This window comes from Actinoplanes sp. KI2, assembly GCF_025630775.1.
Classification (GTDB): Bacteria; Actinomycetota; Actinomycetes; order Mycobacteriales; family Micromonosporaceae; genus Actinoplanes.
The window spans coordinates 100,747-117,591 of sequence record NZ_JAOSZE010000001.1; the positions used below are offsets into that span (position 1 = coordinate 100,747).

13 protein-coding genes are annotated in these 16,845 nt (G+C 71.2%); 11 read left to right on the plus strand and 2 right to left on the minus strand.

The genetic code is table 11. The features are described 5' to 3' along the window. Positions 1 to 32 precede the first annotated feature (32 nt). Together ODJ79_RS00470 and ODJ79_RS00475 are read right to left on the minus strand one after the other, a co-directional pair. Complete coding sequence (locus ODJ79_RS00470; RefSeq protein ID WP_263021244.1) at positions 33 to 1,571, minus strand: arylsulfotransferase family protein; 1,539 nt, start codon at positions 1,569 to 1,571, stop codon at positions 33 to 35. 30 nt (positions 1,572 to 1,601) lie between these two features. Continuing rightward, positions 1,602 to 2,777 (minus strand): glycosyltransferase family 4 protein, encoded by a 1,176-nt coding sequence (locus ODJ79_RS00475; RefSeq protein WP_263021245.1) that lies wholly within the window; start codon positions 2,775 to 2,777, stop codon positions 1,602 to 1,604. A 24-nt stretch (positions 2,778 to 2,801) separates the two neighbouring features. On the opposite strand from ODJ79_RS00475, the gene ODJ79_RS00480 reads away from it, so the two are divergent. The 11 genes from ODJ79_RS00480 (at position 2,802) to ODJ79_RS00530 (ending at position 16,790) form a co-directional block, all read left to right on the plus strand. Beyond that, complete coding sequence (locus ODJ79_RS00480) at positions 2,802 to 3,662, plus strand: Fpg/Nei family DNA glycosylase (protein ID WP_263021246.1); 861 nt, start codon at positions 2,802 to 2,804, stop codon at positions 3,660 to 3,662. A 179-nt stretch (positions 3,663 to 3,841) separates the two neighbouring features. After that, on the plus strand, positions 3,842 to 5,431 hold the full coding sequence (locus tag ODJ79_RS00485; RefSeq protein ID WP_263021247.1) for a sugar transferase: 1,590 nt from the start codon (positions 3,842 to 3,844) through the stop codon (positions 5,429 to 5,431). Positions 5,432 to 5,440: 9 nt separating this feature from the next. Further along, a complete protein-coding gene (locus ODJ79_RS00490; RefSeq protein WP_263021248.1) occupies positions 5,441 to 6,634 on the plus strand; it encodes a sensor histidine kinase in 1,194 nt (397 codons plus the stop codon). Further along, complete coding sequence (locus ODJ79_RS00495) at positions 6,631 to 7,377, plus strand: LytR/AlgR family response regulator transcription factor (RefSeq protein WP_411267243.1); 747 nt, start codon at positions 6,631 to 6,633, stop codon at positions 7,375 to 7,377. Before ODJ79_RS00490 ends, ODJ79_RS00495 begins: the two co-directional genes overlap by 4 nt. Before the next feature lie 178 nt (positions 7,378 to 7,555). Further along, the gene (locus ODJ79_RS00500; protein WP_263021249.1) at positions 7,556 to 10,423 is read left to right on the plus strand and encodes a S8 family serine peptidase; all 2,868 of its coding nucleotides are present in this window, start codon (positions 7,556 to 7,558) and stop codon (positions 10,421 to 10,423) included. Positions 10,424 to 10,632: 209 nt separating this feature from the next. Next, entirely contained in the window at positions 10,633 to 11,322 is a 690-nt protein-coding gene (locus ODJ79_RS00505) for a response regulator transcription factor (RefSeq protein WP_263021250.1), read from the plus strand. Beyond that, positions 11,319 to 12,338 (plus strand): sensor histidine kinase, encoded by a 1,020-nt coding sequence (locus ODJ79_RS00510; RefSeq protein ID WP_263021251.1) that lies wholly within the window; start codon positions 11,319 to 11,321, stop codon positions 12,336 to 12,338. The genes ODJ79_RS00505 and ODJ79_RS00510 overlap by 4 nt, the downstream gene beginning before the upstream one ends. 79 nt (positions 12,339 to 12,417) lie before the next feature. Continuing rightward, positions 12,418 to 13,980: a DUF4153 domain-containing protein gene (locus ODJ79_RS00515; protein WP_263021252.1), complete on the plus strand. Its 1,563-nt coding sequence runs from the start codon at positions 12,418 to 12,420 to the stop codon at positions 13,978 to 13,980. Positions 13,981 to 14,010: 30 nt separating this feature from the next. Next, positions 14,011 to 14,394, plus strand: coding sequence for a hypothetical protein (locus ODJ79_RS00520; RefSeq protein WP_263021253.1), 384 nt, complete (start codon positions 14,011 to 14,013; stop codon positions 14,392 to 14,394). Further along, positions 14,391 to 16,013, plus strand: coding sequence for a cation acetate symporter (locus ODJ79_RS00525; protein WP_263021254.1), 1,623 nt, complete (start codon positions 14,391 to 14,393; stop codon positions 16,011 to 16,013). The genes ODJ79_RS00520 and ODJ79_RS00525 overlap by 4 nt, the downstream gene beginning before the upstream one ends. An 81-nt stretch (positions 16,014 to 16,094) precedes the next feature. Then, positions 16,095 to 16,790: a septal ring lytic transglycosylase RlpA family protein gene (locus tag ODJ79_RS00530; RefSeq protein WP_263021255.1), complete on the plus strand. Its 696-nt coding sequence runs from the start codon at positions 16,095 to 16,097 to the stop codon at positions 16,788 to 16,790. Positions 16,791 to 16,845: the final 55 nt, after the last annotated feature.

A 16,845-nucleotide genomic window follows, 5' to 3' on the forward strand; every position in this document is an offset into this window, starting at 1 on the left:
TTCTTTGGGATGAGGTGCGGCTCGCGGCCGTCCTACACGCGGACGGGGATGGCTGAGGAGGCGCCCAGCACCTTGCCGGTGGCGTCGAGGGCTTCGGCTACCACGTATTCGGGGGTGCCCTGCACGGTGAGGGTGGTCTCGAAGCCGGAGCGGTCGCCCTCGATCACGCCGGCCAGGGCGCCCGGCTGGGTGCCCGACCGCGCCCGCCACCGGCTCACCTTGGTGGTGCCGTTCCAGCTGGCGCTGACGATGACGTTGCCGTTGTCCACGTGCAGGCCGAGCGCCGGCTGGTCGAGCGGGAGCCCGGTCCAGTCGACCTTGTAGGCCCGGTACGACTGGTTGTCCGGCGGCAGGTGACCGGCGAGCCGGACGGTGCCGTCCGTGTTGTGCTCGGTGAAGTAGGGCATCTGGCCCCAGCCGATGAACGAGCCGCCGTCGGCCAGCTCGCGGAAGGAGCCCTGAGTCGGCGCCGACAGCTTGTCGGGGTGCACGTACTCGGCCACGAACTTTGCCGTGCGGGCCGCCTCGTCCAGCCTCAGCACCAGGCCGCGCGAGTAGTCCCGCAGCTTGACAGTGCCGTTGCTGCCGTTGTCGAAGAGGCTGTACGTGCCGTCCCGGCGCTGCCGGAAGTCGTGCTGCCAGGCGAACTTCGCCTTCTCCTCGATGGTGAAGTCGGACTTCTTGCCGCCGAGGCGCCAGATGACCGCGCCGGTGCGCTTATTGATCTTGTACGTGGTCCAGGTGTGCCGGGACGAGGCGATGACGTTCCCGTCCGCCGCGAGCCCCGCCGAGTTCGCGTGGAAGAAGTCGTACGGCAGGTGGGCCGAGTCGCCCTGGGGCAGCGGCGCGTACGACTCGTCGAGGCCGACGTGCTCGTGTGCCCGCCACTGGAACAGCAGCCGGCCGGTGGCGATGTCGATCTCCTGGAGGACGCCGTCGTGCAGCACGCCGTCCTTGGGGCCGCCGTGGCTGGTCAGGTCGTACGGCAGCGGCTCGTAGACCCAGAACAGCGCCGTGTTCCGCGGGGTGATCACGAAGTCGTGCTGGTCGGCCTGGTCGGACCCGGCCGCCCGGACCCGGGTGATCTCCCGGTACGACTCGTCGGCGAGCACGAACTCGCCCTGCCCGACGCCCTGCCCGCCGGTGCCCCCGATGGTCCCCTCCCACCAGGTCAGGACCGGCCTGTTCCGGTACTGCTGAACCTTGAAGTCGACCGCCACGGTGGCCGGGTCGGGCACCTTCTTGAACCAGATCGGCGAGCCCTTCTCGTCCACCATGAGCGGGCCCCACAGCCCGGCGCCGGCGGCCGGGGTCAGGCAGATGTAGCCGGGGATGCTCCCGTTGGCGGCGGTCGTGATCGTGACGTCCGGCAGGGTGCGCAGGTCGGGGCGGGAGCGATATTTCGGCGGGGCGGCCTGGGCGGCCTCGGTCGCGCCGGTCGGCTTGTCGGTCTGGTCGGAGTCGTGGTGGCCCAGCGCGTACCCGAGCCCTCCGCCGGCCACCCCGATCACGGCCGCGCCACCCACGCCGAGCAGCAGGTTTCGTCGGGAAATGCGGATCGAATCCGTCACGGGCTCACCTTTCCCCACCACGGCCAAGATCTACCTCGGGGTATGATCAGAGTTCGCTGTGATTCCCCGGTAAATCTGTAGTAGCCGTTGGGTGAGCACGTCCGGGTGGAAATCGCGCAGATAACGCTTCCGGGCGGCGGCGGCCCGCGGGCCGGCCTCGTCCCGGGCGATCGGCAGCGCCGCGGCCAGCGCCGCGGGGTCCGGCTCGACGAGCCAGCCGGCCTCGTCGCCGACCAGGTACGGGATGCCACCCACCGCGGTCGCGAGCACGGCCCGGCCGTTCGCCATCGCCTCGAGGATCACCGTGGGTAGCACGTCGTTCCAGGTCGAGGTGGCCAGCACGACCGCCGACTGCCGGCGGGCCTCGTCGACCCCGGCCCGGTCGAGCACGCCGAGGTAGGTGACGTCCGAGCGCTCGGCCGCCGCCTTCTCCGCCAGCGGCCGCAGTTCGCCGTCGCCGGCGATCCGGAGCGGGCCGAGGCTGCCGTCCGGGTGCCGTTGCCAGGCGTCCAGCAGCAGGGCCAGCCCCTTCTCCGGGGAGAGGCGGGCGGCGTAGAGGAAACCCGCGCCGATCGGAGCGGGCTCGCCCGGGTCGGGCAGGCCGTTCGGCTTCACCACGATCCGGTCGTCCGGGATGCCGTAGTCGCGCAGGTGCGCCGCGATCCGATCGGTCAGCGCGATGAACCGGTCGACCGAGCGCCAGGTCGGCCGGTGCACCGCCAGCGTGGTGGCCATCAGCGCGCTCTGCGCCGCCGACCCGCGGTAACACCGGTGCTGCACGGCCGGCCAGCCGAGCGCCTTGCCCCGGCAGTCCTGGCAGTTGTGCCCGTCCCGGAAATACAGGCCGGAGGAGCAGACCTGGCGGTAGTTGTGCACGGTCTGGATCACCGGCACGCCGTGTGCGTGCGCCGTCCGGATCACCCAGGGCGACAGCAGCGGGTACGGGTTGTGCAGGTGCAGCACGTCCGGGCGCTCGGCGGTCAGCAGCCGGGACAGGTCCTGCTGGGCGGCCCGGCCGTAGATCGGCGACAGCGGCAGCAGCACCTTCTGCACGGCCGGGAGCTGCCCGATCGAGTCGGAGCTGCGCTGGAACGGCAGCACCTCGACACCGGCCGCGCGCAGCTGCGCGATCTCGGTGTCCACGATGACGTTCTCACCGGAGGGGATCGCCTCCCGGTAGCGGTTGTGCGCGACGACCACCTTCACGCCGGAAACGCTACCGTTGAGGGCGTGCCCGAACTCCCCGAGGTCGAGGCGCTCGCGGCCTATCTGCGTGAGCGCGCGGTCGGCCACACCGTGCAGCGCCTCGAGGTCTCCTCGTTCAGCGCGCTGAAGACCTATGACCCGCCCGCCTCCGCCGTCGCCGGGATGACGGTCCGCGACGCCGGGCGGCACGGCAAATTCCTGGACCTGGGCCTCGGCGACGACCTGCACCTGGTCGTCCACCTCGCCCGGGCCGGCTGGCTGCACTACCGCGACTCGTTCAAGTCGCCGGCGCCGCTCAAGCCGGGCAGCGGCCCGATCGCGCTGCGGATGCGGCTCGACGACGGCTCCGGCTTCGACCTGACCGAGGCCGGCACGCAGAAGTCGCTGGCCGCATACCTCGTGCGCGACCCGGCCGAGGTGCCCGGCGTGTCCCGCCTCGGCCCGGACGCGCTGGCCGTCTCCGAGGCCGAGTTCGCCGAGCGCATCCGCTCCCGCAACGGCCAGATCAAGGGCGTGCTCACCGATCAGGAGGTGCTCGCCGGGATCGGCAACGCGTACTCCGACGAGATTCTGCACGTGGCCAAGATGTCGCCCTTCGCACTCACTGGGAAGATCACCGACGAGCAGATGAACGCGCTGTACACGGCGATGCGCGAGGTGGAGACCGACGCGGTGGCCCGGTCGGTGGGGCAGAAGGCGGCCGAGCTCAAGGGCGAGAAGAGGGCGGGCATGCGGGTGCACGCGCGTACCGGTCTGCCCTGCCCGGTCTGCGGAGACACGGTGCGGGAGGTTTCCTTCGCCGACAAGTCACTGCAGTATTGCGCTACGTGTCAGACGGGTGGCAAACCCCTGGCAGACCGCCGTCTCTCTAAGCTAATTCGATAGCCTCCGTAATTACCCTGTGTGCGTAGGCGACTCGCAGTGGTATAGCCCGCACGACGTACGCTCGCCAACCCGGGTTCCATCGGTATAGTGGCCCGGTCCCAGGCAACCCGCGCGGCGCGCGAGGGGTCGGCCGAGTTGGCTGAGCCCGAAAGGTCGTGGCGGTGCGTAATCTTTTCCGGATGCGGGAGGACGTAGGCGACGTGACGACAAGCCTGCATCGTCCAGTTACCGACAGCAGCCGGAGCAAGCCCGTGCCGTACGACAGCTTCGAGTGGCAGCAGGAGCAGTCGCCGAGCAACGGCGTTCCCCGATCAGCCTGGAACCGGACGCACAAGCGCCTGTCGCGCTGGCACCGCCCGTACACGATGATCTTGGTCGGCTTGGACCTGATCGCCGTCCTCGCGGCGAGCTGGCTCACGGCCGCGGTGCTGGAGAAGGCGAAGACCGGGTTCCGCCACAAGGACTGGGGCTTCCTGCACGACGCCGGGCTGTTCTCCTTCTTCGCGTACGTGGTGCTGCCGCTCGGCTGGCTGATCCTGCTCTGGGCCAACGGCACCTACGACCGGCGCTACCTGGGCCTGGGCAGCGAGGAGTTCAAGCGGATCGTGCGCTGCTCGGTTACCGTCGTGGCCTGCGTGTCGCTGCTCGCGTTCGCCACCCAGACCACGCTGTCGCGTGGCACGGTCGCCATGGTGTCGCTGAGCGCCCTGATCTTCCTGCTGATCGACCGGGTGATCGCCCGGCAGGTGCTGCACATAGCGCGCCGCCGCACCGGCCACGGCGCCCATCGGATGATCCTGGTCGGCACCCTGCCCGAGGCGCTCGAGGTCTACACCGCGGTCACCCGCAGCCCGGCGGCCGGCCTCATCCCCGTCGCCATTCACCTCACCGACGGCTTCGCCGCCGCCCGCGGCCTCGAGACACCGGTTCCCGTGTACGCGGCCCGCGACGTCCTGTCCCTGGTTCGCGAGGTCGGCGCCGACACGATCGCGGTGTGCGGCTCGGCCAGCGCCGAGCCCGGCGAGCTGCGCCGGTTGGCCTGGCAGCTCGAGGGCACCGGTGTCGACCTGGTGGTCGCCCCGCAGCTCACCGACATCGCCGGCCCGCGGGTACACATTCGCCCGATCGAGGGACTTCCGCTGCTGCACGTCGAGGAGCCGACCCTGTCCGGCCCCGGCTGGCTGGTGAAGAACCTGCTCGACCGTGTGGCGGCCGGCCTCGGCCTGCTCCTGCTCAGCCCCTTCCTGCTGTTCATCGCGATCGGCATCCGGATCTCCGACCCGGGCCCGGTCTTCTTCCGCCAGCCGCGGGTCGGCCACGAGGGCCGCACCTTCCGGGTGTGGAAGTTCCGCACGATGTACGTGGACGCCGAGGAGCGCAAGGCCACGCTCGAGGAGCTCAACGAGTCCGACGGCATGATGTTCAAGATGAAGGAGGATCCCCGGATCTTCTCCTTCGGCAGCAAACTGCGCGCCACCTCGATGGACGAGCTGCCTCAGCTGATCAACGTGCTGCGCGGCGAGATGTCGCTGGTCGGACCCCGCCCGCTGCCCGCCGAGGACGGCGACTACCTGGGCGACGTCCGGCGGCGGCTGCTCGTGCGTCCGGGCATGACAGGCCTGTGGCAGGTCTCCGGGCGTTCCGACCTGTCCTGGGACGAAGCGGTCCGGCTCGACCTGTACTACGTCGACAACTGGTCCCTGACGTACGACCTCGGGATCCTCTGGCGGACGATCTGGGTGGTCCTAAAGCGCAAGGGCGCTTACTAAGCTCTGCGCATGGCTGGACGGGTCGGCAGTGCCCTCGCGGTCGTCGCCGTGCTCGTCGCCCTCGCGGCCGCGGTCATGGCCGTCGTCCGGCTGCGGGGCCGCCGGGGCATCGCCACGGTCATGCAGCGGGCCACCTACGACGTGTTGCACACCGCGGCGCTCGCGGCCGAGCCGCTGCGTGGCGGGCTGACCTCGGCGACCGCGGGCAAGGCGATCCGGCATCTGCGGTCGCTGGTCGGGGCGGTCGGGATGACCATCGACGACGGCAACAAATGCCTCGCCTTCGACGGGCACGGCACCCACCACGGCGACCAGTTCACCGCGGCCAGCAAGCGGGCCCTCACCGGCCACCGCTCGATCGTGCTCACCGCCGCCGACCTACCCTGCGACCGGGTCGACTGCATGGTGCGCGGCGCGGTGGTGGCACCCCTGGCCGGTCCGGACGGCCGGGCCACCGCGGCGCTCGTCGCGATCGCCGACGACCAGCCGGCCCCCGGGCTCGTCCAGGCCACCGCCGAGGCCGCCCGCTGGGCCGGCTCGCAGATAGCGCTCGCCGAGCTCGACTCGTCCCGGGAACGGCTCGCCCGGGCCGAGGTGCGGGCGCTGCGGGCACAGATCAGCCCGCACTTCATCTACAACGCGCTGACCGCGATCGCGTCCTTCGTGCGGACCGACCCCGAGCGGGCCCGCGAGCTGATCCTCGAGTTCGCCGAGTTCACCCGCTACTCCTTCCGGGCGCACGGCGAGTTCACCACGCTCGCCGAGGAGCTGCGCTCGATCGACCGCTACCTGACCATCGAGCGCGCCCGGTTCGGCGACCGTCTCCAGGTACGCCTGCAGATCGCCCCCGAGGTCCTGCCCGTCGGCCTGCCGTTCCTGTGCCTTCAGCCGCTGGTCGAGAACGCCGTCCGGCACGGACTGTCCCGAAAGCCCGGCGTCGGTATGGTGAGCATCGAGGCCCGCGATGCGGGCGCCGAGTGCCACATCACGGTCGAGGACGACGGCGTCGGGATGGACCCGGCGGTCTTCGCCCCCGACCGCCCGGAGACCGACGACGGGCAGCACGTCGGCCTCACCAACGTGGATGAGCGGCTGCGCTCGGTCTTCGGCGATCATTTCGGCCTGGTGGTGGAGACCGCGCCCGGCGCGGGAACGAAGGTGAGCATGCGGGTGCCGAAATTCCATCCCGGGGTACGGGCGTGAGTCTCGTCGTCCTGGCGGTCGACGACGAGCCGCCCGCCCTGGACGAGCTGGCCTATCTGCTGAACGCGGACGGGCGAGTGGCCCACGTGCACCGGGCCGGGGACGCCACCGAGGCGCTGCGGGTGCTGCGGGACACCGAGGTGGACGCGGTCTTCCTGGACATCCGGATGCCCGGCCTGGACGGCATGGAACTGGCCCGCATCCTGCGCCGCTTCGCCCGCCCGCCGGCGATCGTCTTCGTGACCGCGTACGACGACGGCGCGGTGGACGCCTTCGACCTGGGCGTGACGGATTACGTCCGGAAGCCGGTGCGCGCCGAGCGGCTGGGCGAGTCGCTGCGGCGGGTGGCGGGGGTGCGGCTCTCGTCCGCGCCGGTCCCGGCGGGTGGTCCGGCGGACGAGCCGGCGATTCCGGTCGAGCTGGCCGGCACCACCCGGATGCTGCCGCGCTCGTCGGTGCGCTGGGTCGAGGCGCAGGGTGACTACGCCCGGCTGCACACGGCGGACGCGTCACACCTCGTGCGGGTCTCGCTGGCGACCCTGGCCGATCGCTGGGCGGATGCCGGGTTTGTTCGCATTCACCGGTCGTATCTGGTGCAGATCCGCCTGATCGCCGAGCTGCGGCTGACGGGATCGGGCTACGTGGTGGCGGTGGACGGGGTGGAGTTGCCGGTCAGCAGGCGCCACACCCGAGAGCTGAAGGACAAGCTGATCAGGGCCGCCAAGCACGACTGGACCCGCTGATTCCCCCTCGCATCCACACGGTTTTCCACAGCCTCACAACGTTCTCCACAGAGTTATCCACAGGCTCGTTCCGAGAATCGTTCATAAAACGCCGCCAAAAGTCTGTGTCAGGGATCTTGACTTCATCACTACACTGCCCAAGCCAATACCCTGATCGTCAATACCACGGGGCAGGAACATGTCGTTTCGCCGCTATGCGGTAGCGGGGCTCGCGCTGGTCGCGCTCGTTCCCATCAGCCAGATCGCGTTCGCCGACACCCAGCCGCAGCCACCTCAGCGGCCCACGTTCAAGCAGTTTGCCGGAGCGGCCCGCAAGCACGCGGCCCAGCAGAAGTTCGACCCGCACACGGTGCTGGTGCGGTTCAAGTCCGGCCTCTCGGCCACGACGAAGAACAAGGCGCTGAGCAAGCGCAGTGTCAGCAGCCTGGGCGCCGTCGAGGGCACCGGATTCGTCAAGGTCCACACCGACGGCTCCGCGGCCGACGCGCTTCGCCAGCTGCGCGCCGACCCGGCGGTCAGCGCGGCGTCGCTGGACTACAAGCGGCAGATCACCGCTACGCCCAATGACCCCGGCTACACGTACGGTGACCAGGACTATCTCAAGACGGTTCGGGTGCCGCAGGCGTGGGACCGCACCAAGGGCTCCACCGCGCAGCTGATCGCCGTGGTCGACACCGGCGTCAACGGCGCACACGAGGACCTGAAGGGCCGCACGGTCGCCGGCTACAACGCCATCACGAACACGGCCATCGCCGCCGGCGCCAAGAGCGACGACAACGGCCACGGCTCGATGGTCGCCGGGATCGCGGCCGCCAACACCAACAACAGCATCGGGGTCGCCGGCGTCGCCTGGACCGGGCGGGTCATGCCGGTCAAGGCGCTGGACAAGGAAGGCTCCGGCTGGGACTCGGACATCGCCAGGGGCGTCACCTGGGCAGCCGACCACGGCGCGAAGGTCATCAACCTGTCCCTCGGCGGCCCGGACGACGACGCCGTCCTGCACGACGCGATCAAGTACGCCACCAACAAGGGCGCGCTGGTCGTGGTGGCGGCGGGCAACAGCGGCGACAACGCGCCGCAGTACCCGGCCGTCTACCCGGAGGTGCTCGCGGTCGGTGCCACCGACCACGCCGGCAACCTCACCGACTTCAGCACCTACGGTGACTGGGTCGACGTGGCCGCCCCCGGCTACGCCATCGTCTCCACCGGCCCGGGCCTGGACCCCGCCAACGGTCCGGGCGAGGACTACTACATCGGCGACGGCACCTCTTTCGCCGCGCCGATCGTCTCCGGCGTGGCCGCGCTGGTGCGCTCCGAGTATCCGGCCCTGACGGTGGGCCAGGTGATCAGCCGGCTGAAGCTCACCGCCCGGGACGCGGGCCCGCGCGGTCTCGACCCGTACTACGGCTACGGCGTCGTGGACGCGTTCGCCGCGACCGGCGGCGCCTGGACCACCGACTTCCCGCAGCGGGCCCTCGGGACCGGCGAGCCCAACGACGTCCCCGCCCGGGCCACGTCGTTCTCCGGCTCGGTCACCGGCACGTTCGCCGTGGAGGGCGACGCCGACTGGTACCGCTTCACCTCGGCCGGCGCCCCGGCGACCGTCCGGGTGGTGCCGGCGGTGGACGACCCGCAGCACTGGGCGCAGAACGCCAACCCGGCGCTGGCCGTGTACGACCAGGACCTGCACGTCGTCGGCCAGGCCGACACCGGATCCTGGGGCGTTCCCGAGTCGCTGTCGCTGAACCTCACCGCGGGCACCTACTACGTCAAGGTGCGCAACGTCAACGGCGGTGCGGACACCCGGTCGTACACGCTCTCGGTCGGGTCGGCCTCCGGCGGCTCCTTGCCGGTCGGTCAGCAGGAATGGGTGCGGGACGCCAGCCCGGCCGACTTCGCCACCGGGCAGCCGGTTGCCACCCAGCCCACGGTCACCTTCCAGCGCGACGTGGACGCCTCCTCGGTCACCAGCGACACCGTCCGGTTGCTGAGCGGGCGCACCGGTGCCGCGGTGGCGGCCACGGTCGCGTACGACTCGGACACCAAGACCGCAACGCTCACTCCGTCGGCCGCGCTGCAGGACAACACCCCCTACCGGATCGTGGTGAGTGGGCTGCTCGACAGCACCAACACCGGCCAGGGCGCGCCGTACACCAGCACGTTCACGACCGTCAACCTCGCGCCGGCGGCCGTGACCAACCTCAAGGCGACCGGTGGGACTAGGGCGGCGGCGCTGTCCTGGACCCTCCCGTCGATCACCGACCTCGACCAGGTGATCGTGCGGATGGCCGCCGGCAACACCGCTCCCTCCGGTCCGACGGCGGGCACGGCGGTGTACGCCGGCACGGGTAGCAGCGCGACGGTCACCGGCCTGACCTCGGGCGCGACCTACACCTTCGCGGCGTGGGTCCGGGACCGCTCCGGCAAGTACAGCCCGGTGGCGACCATCCAGCTGCTCGGCACCACGCTCGCCATCAACAGCAGCTCCACCGCGCTGACCTACGGCGGCTCGGTGACGTTGTACGGCCGGCTGATCGGGCCGAGCAACGGGGCCGGGGTCACCGGCCAGCCGGTGCAGCTGTACAGCCGGCGCAAGGGCACTACCGCGTGGACGCTGCTGGCCACCGTGACCAGCGGCACCAACGGGGCGGTCTCGTTCGTCAACAAGCCGACGTACAGCACCGACTACTACTGGGCCTTCCGGAACTCGACCGCGTACGTCGGCAACGCCAGCGCGGTGCGGACGGTCGGCGTCAGCACCACGGTGTCGTCGACGCTGTCGAAGACGTCGTTCCCGCTGGGCGGGACGGTGTACATCTACGGCTCCGTGACGCCGAGCCACGCGGGTCAGACGGTGTACCTGCAGCGGTACCTCGGCGGAGGCAAGTGGCAGAACGTGACGAGCAGGGCGCTGTCGTCGACCAGCGGCTACTCGATCGCGATCAAGCCGACCTCGAAGGGCACCTACTACTACCGGATCTACAAGCCGGCTGACACCGACCACTCGGCCGGTTACAGCCCGATCCGCAACTTCAAGGTCTCCTGACCCCACTGACGCCTGGGGCCCACGCGGCATATGCCGCGTGGGCCCCTCGTGTATTCAGCTTCTCCACAGGTCGTTCACAAACTCACCGCCCGGTCTGCACGCATGATCAATAGGCTGCCGCTCGAAGGTTGGCCGGTGGTCACGGGGGCACACCGGCGGCCTTGTCCCCTCGGGGTTAGATGGCGGGGGCGTAGCGGGAGGTGGCGGCGGTGGAGACAGCAGAACGGCGGGTGCTCGTCGTCGAGGACGAGCGAACCATCGCCGACGCGGTCGCGGCTCGACTCCGGGCCGAGGGCTTCGTGGTGGAGGTGGCCGGGGACGGGCCGACGGCGGTCGCGGCGGCGCGGCGGGTGCAGCCCGACCTGATCGTTCTGGATGTCATGCTGCCGGGCTTCGACGGGCTCGAGGTGTGCCGCCGGATTCAGGCCGAGCGGCCGGTGCCGGTGCTGATGCTGACCGCCCGCGACGACGAGACCGACCTGCTGGTCGGGCTCGCGGTGGGCGCGGACGACTACATGGTCAAGCCGTTCTCCATGCGCGAGCTCGCGGCCCGGGTGCACGCGCTGCTGCGCCGGATCGCGAAGGGCGCGCCGGCGCCGGCCGGGCCGCCGACATTGCGGTTCGGCGACCTGGAGATCAATCAGGCGGAGCGCCGGGTGGTGCGGGCCGGCGTCGAGGCGCACCTGACGCCGACCGAGTTCGACCTGCTGGTTCATCTGGCGGCCCACCCGCGGACGGTGCTGCCCCGGGAGCGGCTGCTCGCCGACGTGTGGGGCTGGGCCGACGCGTCCGGCACCCGGACGGTGGACAGCCACATCAAAGGCCTGCGGCGCAAGCTGGGCTCCGACCTCATCCGTACGGTGCACGGCGTGGGTTATGCCCTGGAGGTGGAGCGATGATCCGGATTCCGCTGCCCCGGCCGCTCGATCCGGTGCGGTCGATCAAAATCAAGATCGGGATGATCCTGATCGGGGCGGGCGCGGCCGGGATGGCCTGGTTCACCCTCTGGCTGCACTGGTTCCCGCTCTGGACCTCGGTCACCGCGATCGTGGTCGCGCTGAGCACGCTGCAGATCCTGGCCCACGGCATGACCTCGCCGCTGCGCGAGATGACCGCCGCGGCCAAGGCGATGGCGCAGGGCGACTACACCCTGCGGGTGCGGGCCACCTCGCGCGACGAGGTCGGCCAGCTCGCCGTGGCGTTCAATCAGATGGCGGCCGACCTGCAGGCGGCCGACCGGCAACGGCGCGAGCTGATCGCGAACGTCTCGCACGAACTGCGTACCCCGATCACCGCGCTGCAGGGCCTGCTGGAGAACATCGTCGACGGCGTCGCCAGTGCCGAGCCCGAGATGATGCAGACCGCGCTGAGCCAGACCGAGCGCCTCGGGCGGCTGGTCACCGAGCTGCTCGACCTGTCCCGGGTGGACGCCGGCGTGGTGCCGCTCGTGCGTACGCCCATCGATGTCGCCTCGTTCTTCGACGACGTGGTCGCGGAGGCCCGGGTGAACGCGGCCGGCGCCGGCCGGGACGTGCGGTTCGAGGTCTCCGCGCCCTCGGTCGTGGTGCCCGGGGACCGCGAGCGGCTGCATCAGGTCTTCGCGAACCTGCTGGACAACGCGGCCCGGCACAGCCCGTCGGGCGGCACCGTGCTGGTGCGCGCCGAGCGCCGCGACGACCACCTGTTGCTCGCGGTCGCCGACGAGGGCGAGGGCATCCCGCGGGCCGAGCGCGACCGGGTCTTCGAACGGTTCACCCGCGGTGAGCGGCCGGGCAGCGGCGGCACGGGGCTGGGCCTGGCCATCGCCCGCTGGGTGGTGCAGCTGCATCGCGGCACGATCGCGGTGGTCGACCCGGACGGCGCCCAGCATGGCTGCCACATCCACGTGACGCTGCCGCTTCAGCAGCCCGCCTGACCGATCCCGTACGGCAAGCCCGGACCTCACCGGGCCCTATCAGCCTGCCCGGAAAACACCGGAAATATGGAGGTATAACGTGTCTACTCCGCCACCGGTCCTCTCACGGCCGCCCCTCTATCCCTCGCCGGTGCACGGGCCGTGGCCGACCGGCACGCCCTGGGGGCGTCATTGGCCGGGCGCCGGCCAGCCGGCCACCGTCGGCGGAGTCCTGGCGATCGCCGGCGCCGCCGTGGTGGCCGCGATCAGCCTGCCCCTGGACCGGGCCGGGATCGGCTGGCTGGTCGCCGCCGTGGCCGGCGTCGCCGCGCTGATCATGGCGGGCGCGATTCCCGCCCGGCCGCATCCGGACGCCCCGGCGCCGCTGGTCGTCCGCCCGCCCGTGCGCTCGCGCCCGGACCGTTACGGGTGGGCCCTCGCGACCGTCGCGCTGATCGGGGTCGGCACGGTCCGCTCGGCCGGCTGGCTGTTCCTGCTCTGCCTGGCGACCGCCACCCTCACCGGCTCGCTCGCCCTGGCCGGCGGCCGCTCGCTGCGCAGCATCGCGGCCGGCTACACGATGCCGGTGGCCGCCGCCTTCCGCTCGCTGCCCTGGCTGACCCGGACCGCGGCCCGGGTGCGCAAACCGGTCGAGGCCGCCGCGAACGTCCGGGTCGCCGCCACCGTCGCGGTCTCGCTCACGCTGCTGGTCGTCTTCGGTGCGCTGTTCGCCTCGGCCGACGCCGCGTTCGCCGGGGCGCTCGAGCGGCTCTCGCCGGAGGTCAGCCTGCCCACCACCGTCCGCTGGATCTTCGTCTTCGCGATCGCGACACTCGGGCTGGGCGGCGCCGCGTTCCTGCGTGCCGGGCCGCCCGACCTGTCCGCACTGGACGCCACCGAGGGCCGCAAGGTCAACCGATTCGAATGGGCGGTCCCGCTCGGCCTGCTCGTGCTGCTGTTCGCCGGCTTCGTCACGGTGCAGCTCACCGTGCTCTTCGGCGGCAACCGGCACGTGCTGCAGACCAACGGGCTGACCTATGCCGAGTACGCCCGATCGGGCTTCTGGCAGCTCTCGTTCGTCACCGCGCTGACCCTGATCGTGCTGGCCGGCGCGGCCCGCTGGGCGCCGCGCGCCCAGCCCGCCGACCGTACGACAATCCGCGTCGTGCTCGGCGCGCTTGCCGCCTTGACGCTGGTCATCGTGGGTTCGGCGCTGCATCGGATGAACCTCTACGCCGACACCTACGGCCTCACCCGGCTGCGTCTGCTGGTGGCGTGCTGCGAGGCCTGGTTCGGCCTGGTGCTGATGCTGGTTCTGGTCGCGGGCGTACGCATCAGGGCGCCCTGGCTTCCCCGAGTCGCGATCGCGGCGGGAGTGCTGGCGCTGCTCGGCCTGGCCGCCGCGAACCCGGACCGGATGATCGCCGAACACAACATCCGGCAGAACCGGACGGTCGACCTCGACTACCTGGGCACGCTCTCGCCGGACGTGGTGCCGGGGCTGAGCGGGCTGTCCCCGGACCGCCGGGCCTGCGTGCTCTCGCGCATCAACTTCGACCTGGCGGGGGCACCGGACGACTGGCGCGGCTGGAACCTCGGCCGTCAACAGGCTCGCAAGGTCATCGCGACGGAACTGTCCGACCCCGCCTACCGCTGCTCTTGACATCCCCCGGGAGACCGGAAGACTCCGGGCATGGGCGGGGACGGGACTCCGGAACGTACGCGGGTGGTGCTGGGTGAGGTCGCCGCCCAGCGCCGCCCCGCCGACCGCAGCCATGCGGACCTCGCGGAACAGACGCCGGTGGGCGAGGCGCTGGTGAAAGGCCTGGTCCGCGCCCAGCTCGCGCTCGCCCTCCGCCTCGCGCTGGTGGTGGTGACGGGGCTGGGCGCGCTGCCGTTGCTGTTCGTGGCCGCGCCCGCGGTCGGCACGCTCAAGGTGTTCGGCGTCAACCTGCCCTGGGTGCTGCTCGGCGTGCTGTCGTTTCCGTTCCTGGTCGGCGTCGGCTGGGCATACGTGCACTGGGCCGAACGCAACGAGCAGGACTTCATCGCGCTGATCCGGAAGCCCGAGCGGTGAACCCGTACCTGGTCCCGGGCTTGATCCTGGTGATCGTGGTGACCGTCGGCATCGGCGCGTACGGGCTGCGCTTCGCCCGTACCACCTCGGACTTCCTGGTCGCGTCGCGGGCGATCTCCCCGTCCTGGAACGCGGCCGCGATCAGCGGCGAGTATCTGTCGGCCGCCTCCTTCCTGGGGGTGGCCGGGCTGATTTTGCGGTACGGCGTGGACGTCCTCTGGTACCCGGTCGGGTTCGCCGCCGGTTACCTGGCGCTGCTGCTGTTCGTGGCCGCGCCGCTGCGTCGCTCGGGCGCGTTCACCCTGCCCGACTTCTGCCAGGTGCGGCTGCGCTCGACGACGCTGCGGCGGCTGGCCAGCCTGTTCGTGGTCTTCATCGGATGCCTCTACCTGGTGCCGCAGCTGCAGGGGGCGGGACTGACCTTCACCACGGTCACCGGCGGCTCGTACGTGTGGGGAGCGTTGCTGGTCGGCGTGGTGGTGACCGCGAATGTGGCGCTCGGCGGGATGCGGGCGATCACCTTCGTGCAGGCGTTCCAGTACTGGCTGAAGCTGACGGCCCTCGCCGTACCGGTGATCTTCCTGGTTCTGCAGTGGCAGTCGGACGGCCGTCCGGCCGTCAACCCGCCGGCTGGCGCCGTCTTCCCGGCGGCCACCGCGGTCGTCCTCGAGCAGGACGCGACCGTCGACGGGGTCGAGGTCGCCAAGGGGCAGGTTCTGCACTACGACGAGGGTGACCCGGTGCCGCAGGTCAGCACGGTCGACGTCCGCTCCGGGCCGGACTGGCTGCTGCCGGGCGGCGACCGGACGCTGTTCGCCACGTACTCGCTGATCCTGGCGACGTTCCTGGGCACGATGGGGCTGCCACACGTGCTGGTCCGCTTCTACACCAACCCGGACGGCGGGTCGGCCCGGCGTACCACCCTGGTCGTTCTTGCCCTGGTGGGCCTGTTCTATCTGCTGCCGACGCTGTACGGCGTGCTCGGCCGGGTCTACACCCCGCAACTGCTGATGACCGGGCACACGGACGCGGTCGTGCTCACCCTGCCCGAGGCGGCGCTCGGCAGCGGACACCTCGGCCGGCTGCTCGGCGCGCTGGTCACCGCCGGGGCGCTGGCGGCCTTCCTCTCCACCTCGTCGGGGCTGCTCACCAGCGTCGCCGGGGTGGTCTTCACGGACGTGCTGCGGGCCGGCCGTGGCGGGTCGGTCCGGGACTTCCGGGTGGCCACCCTGCTGGCCGCGGTCGTGCCGGTCACGCTGTCGGTCTTCGTCTCCACCATGGACGTCTCGCGGGTCGTCGGGCTCGCCTTCGCGGTGGCGGCGTCCAGCTTCTGCCCGCTGCTCGTGCTGGGCATCTGGTGGCGCGGGCTGACGGATCTGGGCGCGGCGGCCGGCATCCTGATCGGCGGCGGCGCGGCGATGGTGGCGGTGCTGGTCACCGTGCTCGGGCCGCCGCTGGACGGGTGGGCCGCCCAGCTGATCGGGCAGCCGGCGGCCTGGACGGTGCCGCTCGCGTTCCTGGTGATGATCGTCGGGTCGCTGCTGACCAGCCGGCGGGTGCCGCACGATGTGGGCGCGACCATGCTTCGGCTGCACGCTCCGGAGTCGCTGCGTATTTAAGGATGTTTAAGGTAAGACCCCCGATCCCGCTCGGGTGGACGCCGCGTACCAAGGGGCAACCACCGAGCGAAGGAGCGGGACATGAGGCGGTACCGGCAGAATTCGATGTCCGGGCGTACGCGGAAGCTGCTGATCGGCGGGGTCGCGCTGGCGCTGGCCGGTGGGGCATATGCGATCAGTACGGGGGTGAGCAGCGCCGGGGAGAACTGCATCGGTCTCGACCAGGCGTTGCGACAGAACCTGCAGTTCATCGCGGGGCAGCGGGCCACCCCGGACGCCCTGTCGGACGCGCGGATCGCGAATCGGCAGGCGGTCGTCGACCTGATCAACCAGCGCCGGGCGGTCGCGGGTTGCACGGCCAACGTGGCTGCCGAGGTACCGGGCGCCGCGGCGGGTGCCCCGGCGAAGCCGGCAAATCCCGCGAAGCCGCCGAAGACCACCGCACCCGCCCCCGCGCCGGCCACCACGGCGCCCGCCGCCGGAAACAACGCCGGGAACAACGCCGGGAACAACGCCGGCACCGGCGCCGGTCAGGTCGTCTGCAAGGGCTCCACGGTCACGCTCTCCGGCGAGGGCGGCGCGCCCTTCGCCTCCAGCGGCACCTTCCCGATCGGCACCGTCCTCAAGGTGACGAACCTGGACAACAAGAAGAGCACCACCGTGAAGGTCCAGACCACGTCGGGCAGCTGCGTCCTGCTCAACAACGCCGCCTTCGAGCAGGTCCGCGAGCCCGGCAAGTTCCTCATCCGGCACGCCATCATCGAAAAGGTCGGCTGAGCCCGCAGCCCGGATCACTCCGTAACGGGGGGTGGTCCGGGCTGGAGGCCGCCCG

Bases quoted from the DNA above. Each gene is read 5' to 3' on its own strand.
- ODJ79_RS00485 (WP_263021247.1), top strand. From the start codon at position 3,842: ATGCGGGAGGACGTAGGCGACGTGACGACAAGCCTGCATCGTCCAGTT.
- ODJ79_RS00490 (WP_263021248.1), top strand. From the start codon at position 5,441: ATGGCTGGACGGGTCGGCAGTGCCCTCGCGGTCGTCGCCGTGCTCGTC.
- ODJ79_RS00500 (WP_263021249.1), top strand. From the start codon at position 7,556: ATGTCGTTTCGCCGCTATGCGGTAGCGGGGCTCGCGCTGGTCGCGCTC.
- ODJ79_RS00510 (WP_263021251.1), top strand. From the start codon at position 11,319: ATGATCCGGATTCCGCTGCCCCGGCCGCTCGATCCGGTGCGGTCGATC.
- ODJ79_RS00520 (WP_263021253.1), top strand. From the start codon at position 14,011: ATGGGCGGGGACGGGACTCCGGAACGTACGCGGGTGGTGCTGGGTGAG.
- ODJ79_RS00530 (WP_263021255.1), top strand. From the start codon at position 16,095: ATGAGGCGGTACCGGCAGAATTCGATGTCCGGGCGTACGCGGAAGCTG.